Genomic DNA, 11418 nt, shown 5'->3' with positions numbered 1-11418 from the left:
TCAGGGGAATAGTGTTTCCGGGGAAGTCTTTCTTTAGCGCGCATGAGGTGTCCACCTGCAAAATAAGTGGGTGCTTAAGTTACAGGATCCTGGATTCGGGACCAGACGGTACTCAGACGACGCTTACGTCTCAACTACTGCATTCGTATTAGGAAATTTTCACCTTTCAAGCTATCAGGGCACTTATCTCCGTTTAGTGGATGGAAACTCTGAAGCAGAAAAAGCAGCCATGTTTAAAGCAGCTATTGCTTAAAGAAATAGGGCTTAAGCAGATAATGTCAAACTCTAACCTCCACAAATTGACTCGCGCCGAGTTAGCCGACATCTATGAAAAATTGGTGCTCTATTACGAGCAGCACCAGGGGCTAACATCTGAACTGTTATCAACCCAGGTTAAAGGATATCGCAAGTTAAAGAGTGGACTTAGTCTACAAATCCAGCCTTTCTCGACTGAAAAAGAGCTGGCGACATCAACCCTACCTACTGCAGATAACAAGCAAAATCTGATCTGGTTCCATAACGCGAAGAGTAACATTTTAAAGAGTATTTTTTACCATCTGCGAAATGCAGCTGCTCATGCCGATATTGAACGAGTTGCAGGAAATCCAATCTGGTATCACATTGAACATCGTTATAAAGGCCAGCTAAAACTCTTCTGTCAAATGAAAAAGACTGACTTCTGGTGCTTTGTTGATACAGCTAAAAATCTGAAAAAAAAAGCAGTAGCAAAACGAAAATAGGGAAAGGAGACACGATATGGGTTTTACATTAGAAGATTTAGGGCTCGCTTATCGTAAGGCTAAAGTAGACCTCTATTACTCGACAACTCCGTCGCTATTTGCCATTGCTGACTACGAGGATAAGCTGCAGGTTAACCTCACTGATTTGCAAGAACGAATCAATGGAGAAGATCAAGATTGGATACACAACCCAGATTTTCTAGGGGGTTGGTCTCTGGTCCCAAAAGCCATTAAAACGGAGAAAACAGATGACAGCACAGGACTAATTTTCGCGTCACCTGATGATGAATGGCAGAAGATAATAGAAGCTGGAAAAGAAATCACAGCAGAATTTCGTTTGATGGCCTGCTGCAGTTTGGACTTCCATGTCCTTTCAGCTCTTTGGATGCTCAAGGTGGGTTCGCTTTTTGATAAAAAACTCAGTAGCAATGTTTATGGCAGCCGATTACGCCGTAATCGCCATGGTCAAATTAACGAACTAGCACTGGGATCATTTACTCCTTACCTCAAACCTTTTCGCGACTGGCGTGATGGCGGCATTAACGCTATGCGTTCAGCACTGCAAGATAAAAAAGAGGTCTTAGCTCTTACAGCTGATGTGAGCAGTTTTTTCCATGAACTAAATCCCGGTTTTATGCAAGATCCGGCCTTTATAAAACTGATCGGCGTCGAATTGGATCAGAGTCAGACGAGAGTGCACCAATTGTTTATTACTGCACTGGAAGCCTGGGCAAAACTAACACCACTCGGAAAAGGCTTACCCGTTGGTTTGCCAGCCTCTGCTGTTGTTGCCAATGCAGCACTCTTTAAGCTCGATCAGTTTATCGAACAGCAGGTTGTTCCACTCTACTATGGTCGCTATGTGGATGACATCCTGTTAGTGATGGAAAATACCAGTAAGATAAAAAATACGTATCAGTTCTGGGATTGGATCTTCAATCGGGATGGGGGCAAAGAGTTATTTAAGTGGGAACATATGGATAACCCAAAAGAACAGGCTATCCTTTTCAAGCCTGATTACCTTGAAACATGTTCCAGCCGTATCGTGTTTACAAACAACAAAAATAAATTATTCGTTCTGTCTGGCGCGGCTGGTATTGCTTTGGTCAATGCTATCTCTGAGCAGATTAATCAACGTGCAAGCGAATGGCGCTCTTTACCAAACCTTCCTGATTCAGCCGAATCAGTGGCAACCGATCTGCTTAAAGCAACCAGTCATATTGGTGAACAAGCCGATAATCTGCGTAAAACTGATGCTTTAACCCTGCATCGAGCTAGCTTCGCTCTCAATCTGCGTGACTATGAAGCTTACGAGCGCGACCTTCCGCCTGATGCCTGGAAAGAACACCGCCATGCTTTTTTTGATGCGGTAACAGGTCATTTGCTTACGCCGATAAAATTCTTCGAACTGGCTCAATACCTGCCACGTATCATTCGAATGGCAGTCGCTTGTGAAGATTTTAGCTATCTTGATAAAATGATTAAGGCTCTTAATAAGCTAACGGAAAAGGTCAAAGATCATTGCACTATATCGATTAAGGCTCTGCAGTCTTCCTTGCAATATCAACAACATGATTGGTGGAACACACTTTACGATGCTGTTGCTGAAAGCATTATTTCGTCTTTTCCACACAAGCTATGTGGTGAAGGAAAGGTTGCCTGGGAGGAATTCCGTAATACCTTACAGTTTAAAAAGCACTTAGAGTCTAGTCTGTTTAAACTTCTCGGCAGCAATGTCTTACAGGGAGCTCATGCTCGGCTATTCAGTTACGATCTAGCGCATATTCCACTTCGCTTCATCGGCCTGCCCAAAGAGATTGTGAGCCAGCGAGGCATCATTGCACGTAATAAATTAATCACCTCAGATGCACATGAGTTACTTCCTTGCAATATAACGGAAGGTATCCGTATTCTCGTGGATTGGCTCAAATTTAAAAGAGGGATCCCGGCAGGTCTAAATTTCGCTACTCGCCCTTTTAGCCTCAATGAGTTGTATTTGATAGCACCAGATCCGTTTAATTCGCTTCACTGCGCTAAGCTGAGCCAGGTGATGCAGGCTTTACGTGGTTTTGAGCTGACCAAGCACAAAATGCCGCATTGGAATAACGGTAAGAAAATACTTCAGATCCCTGATGGCGAACCTAAGTCCAAGCATACAATCGCGGTATCTAGCTGGGAAACTAGTGGGTCGAGTTTTGTCGCAGCGGTGATGAACAAACCCGATCCTGATAGTCGTCGCCGTTATCAGCGACTCAGTCGTCTAATCAATGAACTGATCTCCAGACCTGATAATAGTGGATATCTCATTTTACCGGAGCTGGCTTTACCACCGCAGTGGTTTATTCGCATAGCCCACAAACTTAAGGGGCGTGGTATTTCATTTATCAGTGGTGTGGAATATCTGCATGCTCCGAAAAAGCGCGTACGTAATCAGGTATGGGCCTCGCTGAGTCATGATGGTCTGGGCTTCCCATCTCTGATGCTCTACCGACAAGATAAGCAGCGACCTGCATTACATGAAGAACAGGAACTCTTCCGCCTTGCAGGTCTTGAATTAAGCCCTGCCACACAATGGACACAACCCCCGATTGTGCAACATGGAGATTTTCGTTTTGCATTGATGATCTGCAGCGAATTGACCAATATTCGTTATCGGGCAGATCTGCGCGGTAAAATCGATGCGTTATTTGTACCAGAATGGAACCCTGATACCGACACGTTTAATGCATTGGTAGAATCCGCTGCACTTGATATCCATGCCTACATCATCCAGTGTAATAATCGCCTTTATGGCGATAGCCGTATTCGTGCACCTTACAAAGAACGCTACCAACGCGACTTAATGCGCGTGAAAGGTGGGAATCACGATTACTGCATCACCGGTGAAATTGATGTAACGACCTTACGCCAATTCCAGTCCAACCACCGTTCACCAGGAAAACCCTTTAAGCCCGTTCCGGATGGATTTGCTCAGGATATGGCACATAACAGAAAAGAATTGCCAAAAGGAGACTCATAATGGTCCAGCAAGAAAATAACAACATGGACAAACACTTTTATCGAGCTTCAGCCAAGGATTTTGAAAAAATTCCGGGAAGCCCAATTGCATATTGGGTTAACGACATGGTTATTTCCAGCTTCAAATTTGAAAAGCTACGTGAAGTTGCTGATGCAAAACAAGGCATGGCCACCTCTGATAATGGCCGCTTCTTACGTTTCTGGCATGAAGTAAGCGCGGATAAATCATGTTTTGACTGCAAAAGTGCCGAAGAATCTGAAAGCAGACCTGAGAAATGGTACGCCTACAATAAAGGTGGAGAGTTTCGTCGTTGGTTTGGAAATAACGAATATTTGGTTAACTGGGAAAAAAATGGAGTAGAACTTAAAGAGTTTGTTGAAGAAATTAACAAGCTTAGACCTGGAGGACGCCTAAAAAATCAAGAATACTATTTTCGTGAGAACATAACTTATTCATCGTTAAGCTCTGGCTTATTCTCTGCAAGATATAATCCTACAGGCTTTCTTTTCGATACCAAGGGATCTTGTATATTTCCTATATCTGTAGATAAACATGGGCTACTTGGTCTGTTGAATAGCAAGGTTGCTCAAACTTTTCTGAATATTCTTTGTCCGACACTTGACTACAGTTCAATAGGGATAAATGCGATACCGGTTAAATTACCAGAAAAAAAATTCTTGACCGAGACCCTCATTGAACTGTCAAAAAGTGATTGGGACTCTAATGAGCTTTCTTGGGCATTCAATAGATTACCTCTACTCCCACCAGTTTTCAGTGAGTTATTGTTGGATAACTGCTACCAAAAACTGCGTACATCTATGCACAATAAATCTCAGGAAATGCAACGCCTCGAAGAGGAGAATAACAGTCTTTTTATCGACACCTATGGCTTGCAAAATGAGCTGACGCCTGACGTACCACTAAGTGAAATAACCCTCACCTGTAACCCGCATTATCGCTATGGCGGTAATCTGACCGACAAAGAGCGAGAAGACAGACTGCAATCGGATACCGTCGTAGAACTGATTTCCTATTCGCTCGGCTGTATGATGGGGCGCTATTCACTAGATCGTGAGGGACTGGTTTATGCCCATGCCGGTAACAAAGGTTTTAAAACACTAGTTGAAGGAGGTGCTTATATCAGTTTCCCGGCTGATAGCGATGGTATTCTACCTCTGGCCTCAGAGACTTGGTTTGAGGATGATATTGCTGTTCGTTTTGTAGAGTTTATCCGCACTGTATGGGGGAATATTCATCTGGAAGAGAACTTGCAATTTATTGCCGATAGCCTGTGCTTAGCTGCGATCAAGCCAGTGAAAAAAGGAGGAGAAACCTCACGCGAGACGATTCGCCGCTATCTCTCGACCCAATTCTTTAAAGATCACTTGAAGACCTACAAAAAACGCCCGATCTACTGGCTATTCAGTTCAGGTAAAGAGAAAGCCTTTGAATGCTTGGTCTATTTACATCGCTACAATGAAACAACTCTCCCGCGCATGCGCACTGAGTATGTCACGCCCCTGCTCGGCCAAATGGATAGCCGTATTGAGCGCCTGCGCCTGCAGCAGAATGAAGCAGAAACAGCCGAAGCCAAACTCATCGGTAAAGAGATCGATAGCCTGACCAAACAGCTTACCGAGCTGCGTTCTTTTGGCGACCAACTCAAACACTATGCTGATATGAAGATCCAGCTCGATCTCGACGATGGTGTTAAGATCAATTACGGCAAGTTCGGTACTTTATTAGCTGAAGTGAAAGCTATTACTGGTGATAAAGCCGAGTAAGTTCAAAAAGATAAAGCGGAGACACTAGTGTCTCCGCTTTATAACTTTGTTCTCACTGTCCCCTTGTACAAATCAGTTAGATTAGCTATCGAATCTTTAGCATGTGGGATTCGGTCACTCATCAACGTTCAGAGTTGGTATAATCATCTTCAACATTACACACTACCGCCGATTCACAGCCATGGTGCTGATGGCTTAATTATTCCGAGACGTACTGATGGATATCACTCAGCTTCAAACCGGGCTTAACAACAAATTCACCGCAGATCGGATTGTTTTCTGGCACGACCCAGAACAGAGCTTTACTGCACAGCTAACAGAACTCGCCATACTGTGGAACGGGTTGCCAGTAATAGTGCTCAATATGGCAGAGCAGTCACAGCTTCAGACGCGCAAACGCATTGAAATCGATGAACCCACGCAGGGGTTCCTTCTCTACTGGCCCAGTTCAGAACCATCACCAGCTAAAGACTGGTTGCTCGATATACGTCGTTATAGCACCACGTTTTATGCTGATGCAGCCTCAATTCTGCTTAATGACCTCGGCCTCGCCAATATGGCGCTGCGCGACCACATCGCGTCACGTAAAAGCTTTTTCGCCAACAAAGAGCGTATTGCAGCCTTTAAACGTCGCCTGGACGGTCGTGGCGGCATAGAAGATCCGCTATCACTTGATATGAAGATGATAAGTGTCGTGCTGGCCTGTCATGCTCAGATTGCCGAAATAATGAAAAGCATTGGCGATCGGTTACTTGAGAATGCTGAAACCGCTCTTGCTCCGCTAGAACAGCATGGATTGCTGCCTGGATTTTGGCATTTAATGAACCGTGAATATGGATACCATATACCTGAAGGGACAGAACCGTCACTACGCGAACTGATTCGTAAGTTACTGGTGAGTGAATGCTACGAACAGCTTGATACCAAAGAGCGCCCTGTCTGGCTACAGTCACAACTATTAGCCACTCCCACCGGACGTGCGAATGCTATGGCTCTGCTATCTGGATGGCGTGATTCTAACCAGTACAGCAGCAATTTTGCCGACATCTCTGCACAGGTAGCGGATCAGCTCGAACTTGCTTCACGCCTGACAGCGCAAGATATCTGGCTCTGGGGAGAAGTCGAAGGCTTTGAAGCGGTCGAACAAGGTTTGATCCGTGAGCTGATATCTGGATTAAACAACGGTGACTTGAAACTGAATCGAGTAGAGTTTGCCCAACTAATCTCTCGTCGTCGACATGGATTCTGGGCCAGAACTGTACCTAAATATGCATATATTTACCAGGCGCTGCAACAAGCTGAATTGTTGCTAGAACTACGCCGTTCGAAACCGGATGGTTTTCATTACACTTCAGCACAAGAAATGTATCTTGCCTATGAAGCTGAATTGTTCCAGTTTGATGCAGCCTATCGCCTGTTTAATGAAGCACTATTGCACCTGCAAGGACAGTCGGTAGAAGTGCTGGCTGTACTGGCCAGTAAAATCGAAGATCTGTATGTGAACTGGTATCTGTACCAACTGGGACTGACATGGGATGGCTTGCTAGTTAAAGAGCAGTTGCTTGATAACTGGCAACTTGGCCTCCCCTCTCAGCATCGCTTCTATGATACGGTCATCAAAAAACGCTTCGCCCAAAGCGGCGTCAAGCGCCAGTTTGTTATTATCAGTGATGCCTTGCGCTATGAAGTTGCTCATGAGCTCCAGGGACAGATAAATGAAGCCAAGCGCTTCACTGCGCAGCTCAAGAGCCAGCTCGGGGTACTACCTAGCTACACGCAACTTGGCATGGCCGCCTTACTCCCACATCAGCAACTGGACTATGCCGCTACCAACTCAACAGTATTAGTAGATGGACAGAGCAGCGCGGGTTTAGAAAATCGCAGCACTATTCTAAGTAAGGTAGGTGGTATAGCGATTTCGGCCAAAAGTCTGCTGAGCTGGACCCGGGCAGAAGCTAACGAGGCGGTTGGTGACGCAAAGGTAATCTACGTCTATCACGATGTGATCGATGCTCAGAGTGAATCTCAGAAAAGTGAGCTTAAGACATTCATTCATGCCCGCCAGGCTATAGACGAACTGAATGGACTCATCAACAAAATTATCAATGGGTTTGGCGTTACTCGCGTAGTGATCACAGCCGATCATGGATTCTTATTCCAACAGGCCTCAGTTGAAAACGGGGTAAAATCGCCTCTGAAACACGAACCATCTGGAACTCTGGAAGCTTCAAAACGCTATCTCCTTGGTCGCAATTTACCAACAAACGAAGATGTCTGGCATGGGCAATTGCGTAATGTTGTTGGTGGTAACTCTGATGTGGAATTCTGGCTTCCGAAAGGAGTGAGCCGTTTCCATTTTGTTGGTGGAGCCCGCTTCGTCCATGGTGGTGCAATGTTGCAAGAGGTCTGTGTTCCAATACTTGAAGTACAAGAGCTGCGTGGCAAGAAACAAACTCTGTATGAAAAAACCAAAGTCGGCATAGTTCCGGCATACCAACCCATTAAGCTGGTAAATGTGATCGATAAAATCCGCTTTCTGCAGACCGATGCCGTCGATGAACGTCATAAATCAAGAATGGTTCGTTTCTCGGTGGTAGATAGTTCAGAACAAACCGTATCAGCTATTGAGAAGCTACTCTTTGAAGCGACCTCAAGTAATCTGGATCAACGCCAGCAAGACGTGCGTTTAAAACTGACCGGTGCTCAATTTGACCGCAAGGCGCAGTATCAATTGCTGCTCGTTGATGATGAGGATGGTATTGAAATGGCACGCTATCCAGTCACTATTGATTTGGCAATCCAGGATGAATTCGGTTTTTAATGGCTCGCAAAATAGCGATCCTGCGGATGTGAAAAGTAAATTCTAATGTTGGGTACCAGCTAATCAGTACCCGGGAGCAATACCAGATGCCACATGATGAGATAAATCCTACTGAAGGTGAGTTTGTAGGAAAGGAAACCGCGCAAGAGCCAGCGGTGAATGTCACACATATCACGAACAATGTAGTCATCCAGCAGATGGACGTTTACACGGAGAAGCTTGCCCAGCCGAGCGGAACTACTGTTGATGAGGCTTCTATGCTCAGCATTGACGATGAGTTATCTCAGCATGCCAGCATGGATCTTGATGCCCGTCTGAATCGTTACTTTAAGGGTAAAGTTGTCCGTAAGGATTTGACCAAACAGCTAAAAGAAGGGGCTAATGTCCCTGTCTATGTACTGGAATATCTGCTCGGTATGTACTGTGCTTCAGACGATGATGAAGTGGTACGCGAAGGTCTGGAAAACGTCAAAAAAATCCTCGCTGAGAACTATGTTCGCCCGGATGAGGCTGAGAAAGTAAAATCTCTGATTCGTGAGCGTGGTAGCTTTAAAGTGATCGATAAGATCGGAGTAAAACTCAACCAGAAGAAAGATGTCTACGAGGCTCAGCTTTCGAACCTCGGTATCAAAGATGCCGTGATCCCCGCCAACATTGTTAAAGCTAACGAGAAGCTGCTCACCGGGGGGATCTGGTGTATTGTTACTCTTAACTATTTTTATGAAGAAGGGCAAAGAATTTCGCCCTTCTCAATTTTCAACCTTAAACCTATCCAGATGCCCTCTATGGATATGGAAGAGCTTTTTGCCGCCCGGGCTAATTTCTCAACAGAGCAATGGCTGGATACCCTGATCCGCTCTATCGGCATGGAGCCAACCAATCTGAAGCAACGGGTGAAATGGCACCTGTTGACGCGGATGATCCCCTTCGTTGAGAACAACTATAACGTCTGCGAACTCGGCCCACGTGGTACCGGTAAAAGCCACGTCTATAAAGAGTGCTCGCCTAATTCATTACTAGTCTCAGGTGGCCAGACGACAGTCGCCAATCTGTTTTACAACATGAGTTCCCGGCAGGTTGGGCTGGTAGGCATGTGGGATGTGGTAGCTTTTGACGAAGTGGCTGGTATTACCTTCAAGGATAAAGATGGCGTCCAGATCATGAAGGATTACATGGCATCGGGCTCTTTCTCCCGTGGTCGTGATTCTATCGAAGCCAAAGCTTCTATGGTGTTTGTCGGCAACATCAACCAAAGCGTCGAAACGTTAGTCAAAACCAGCCACCTGCTGGCTCCTTTCCCAGAAGCGATGATCGATACCGCCTTCTTTGACCGCTTTCATGCCTATATCCCAGGCTGGGATATTCCGAAGATGCGACCTGAGTTTTTTACCAATAGCTACGGTCTGATTACCGACTACCTGGCCGAGTATATGCGTGAAATGCGCAAGCGTAGTTTCTCTGATGCTATTGACCGCTTCTTCAAACTCGGGAACAACCTCAACCAGCGTGATGTGATCGCAGTACGTCGCACCGTGTCTGGGTTGCTCAAGCTGCTCTACCCTCATGGTGTGTTTGGTAAAGAGGAGGTGCGCCCTTGCCTTACCTACGCACTGGAACTTCGCCGTCGAATCAAAGAGCAGTTGAAAAAACTGGGTGGTATGGAGTTTTTCGATGTGCATTTCAGCTACCTCGACAACGAAACTCTGGAAGAGTTTTTCGTCAATGTACCAGAGCAAGGCGGAAGCCAGTTAATCCCTGAAGGTCTGGGTAAACCAGGAGTTGTACATATGGTTACCAAGGGTGGAACTGGCCAACTGGGCTTGTATCGCTTCGAGACTCAGATGACACCCGGTAATGGTAAACACTCGACATCTGGCCTGGGCTCCAATACACCAGCCAAAGAAGCCATCCGCGTAGGTTTTGATTACTTCAAAGGTAATCTGAACCGTATCAGTGCTACCGCCAAATTTTCCGAGCATGAATACCATCTGCATGCCGTTGAGTTGCATAACTCCGGACCTAGTACTAAAACTAGCATGGCAGCCCTGATAGCGTTCTGTTCCATTTTGATGGGTAAGTCAGTGCAGGAACAGATGGTAGTATTAGGAGATATGACACTGGGAGGTGTAGTGAATCCAGTTGAAGATCTGGCGGGAAGCTTGCAGTTAGCAATGGACAGTGGTGGTAAACGTGTATTGCTACCGATGGCATCTGCTTCTGACATTCCGACTGTACCGGCAGAGATTTTCTCTAAGTTCCAGATCAGCTTCTATGCCGATCCCGTGGATGCGGTTTATAAGGCATTGGGTGTTCACTAACGAACTGAAAATCATATGTATTAGCTCAGATTCGAGCTGACACTGTTACGGCGCTGGGCAAATCTGACAAGGCAGATCGGTGTCAGGAGCGGACGTAGCTAAAACTAGTCTGGGGGCTGATCAGGGGGAATTGCGGGTAATACCGCTACATTTTTCCGAGCCCCCTCATGGCATGTCGGTCACATTGGTCGGTATCTAGTATGGGTAAGAATGCGGAGAACATTGAATATAAGGGTTACTATTCAGAAAAATAACAGTGGTGAGTCCGCTGACCATCAATAAAAAGCCGCCAGAGACTGCCCTGAGCGGCTCTAAGCATGAGCAGTTTTCCTGTTCACACCAGACGGAGGGAGGCCCTTGAACGTGAGGTTCCGCTACTGCCGCCGCTGATTGGTGCCACACCGTAAAGCAGACTACTCAATTCATCAAGTGGCACGTTAAGCTCTTCACTCATCTGAGTCAGATTAATACCGTTGCCCGCCAGAGCAGCCATCATTTTTTCAATAATGAGCGATCTTTCACGTTCAATTCCTCCAGGCTCACCGGTCCGATAACCCTTTGCAGTCGCATCGCGCATCAGGCTGTTATACTGCCATTCCGTCAACACGTTCGTAAGCGTACAGCGTGAACCGTCTGGTCATAATCCGAAGCATCCGACAAAGTGGTGTCCACCAAATAAGTAGTGGGAACCAAAGTGTCAGATATGCAGAAAAATGTGACTCCCGGCAGGCGAAAA

At 45.9% G+C, this 11418-nt stretch carries 6 protein-coding genes; 5 read left to right on the top strand and 1 reads right to left on the bottom strand.

Annotated features, from left to right (window positions below):
• The first annotated feature begins 200 nt into the window (after positions 1 to 200).
• From OOJ59_RS27165 to brxL, 5 genes are all read left to right on the top strand, one after another.
• On the top strand, positions 201 to 740 hold the full coding sequence (locus OOJ59_RS27165; protein WP_023280805.1) for a hypothetical protein: 540 nt from the start codon (positions 201 to 203) through the stop codon (positions 738 to 740).
• Between the two features lie 16 nt (positions 741 to 756).
• Positions 757 to 3759 (top strand): reverse transcriptase domain-containing protein, encoded by a 3003-nt coding sequence (locus tag OOJ59_RS27160; RefSeq protein WP_099433764.1) that lies wholly within the window; start codon positions 757 to 759, stop codon positions 3757 to 3759.
• Positions 3759 to 5543, top strand: coding sequence for a BREX-1 system adenine-specific DNA-methyltransferase PglX (gene pglX / locus OOJ59_RS27155; protein WP_099433765.1), 1785 nt, complete (start codon positions 3759 to 3761; stop codon positions 5541 to 5543). Before OOJ59_RS27160 ends, pglX begins: the two co-directional genes overlap by 1 nt.
• Before the next feature lie 217 nt (positions 5544 to 5760).
• Complete coding sequence (gene pglZ / locus OOJ59_RS27150) at positions 5761 to 8364, top strand: BREX-1 system phosphatase PglZ type A (protein WP_080892562.1); 2604 nt, start codon at positions 5761 to 5763, stop codon at positions 8362 to 8364.
• A gap of 257 nt (positions 8365 to 8621) precedes the next feature.
• Positions 8622 to 10682, top strand: coding sequence for a protease Lon-related BREX system protein BrxL (brxL, locus tag OOJ59_RS27145; RefSeq protein WP_108168775.1), 2061 nt, complete (start codon positions 8622 to 8624; stop codon positions 10680 to 10682).
• 334 nt (positions 10683 to 11016) lie between these two features.
• Here the strand turns inward: brxL and OOJ59_RS27140 are convergent, their stop codons facing one another.
• Positions 11017 to 11289, bottom strand: a complete 273-nt coding sequence (locus OOJ59_RS27140) for a hypothetical protein (protein WP_223374966.1) — start codon at positions 11287 to 11289, stop codon at positions 11017 to 11019.
• Positions 11290 to 11418: the final 129 nt, after the last annotated feature.

Origin of the sequence: Citrobacter sp. W9 (assembly GCF_026719375.1) — a bacterium.
Classification (GTDB): Bacteria; Pseudomonadota; Gammaproteobacteria; order Enterobacterales; family Enterobacteriaceae; genus Citrobacter; species Citrobacter werkmanii.
This window is presented reverse-complemented; position numbering and strand designations above follow the sequence as displayed.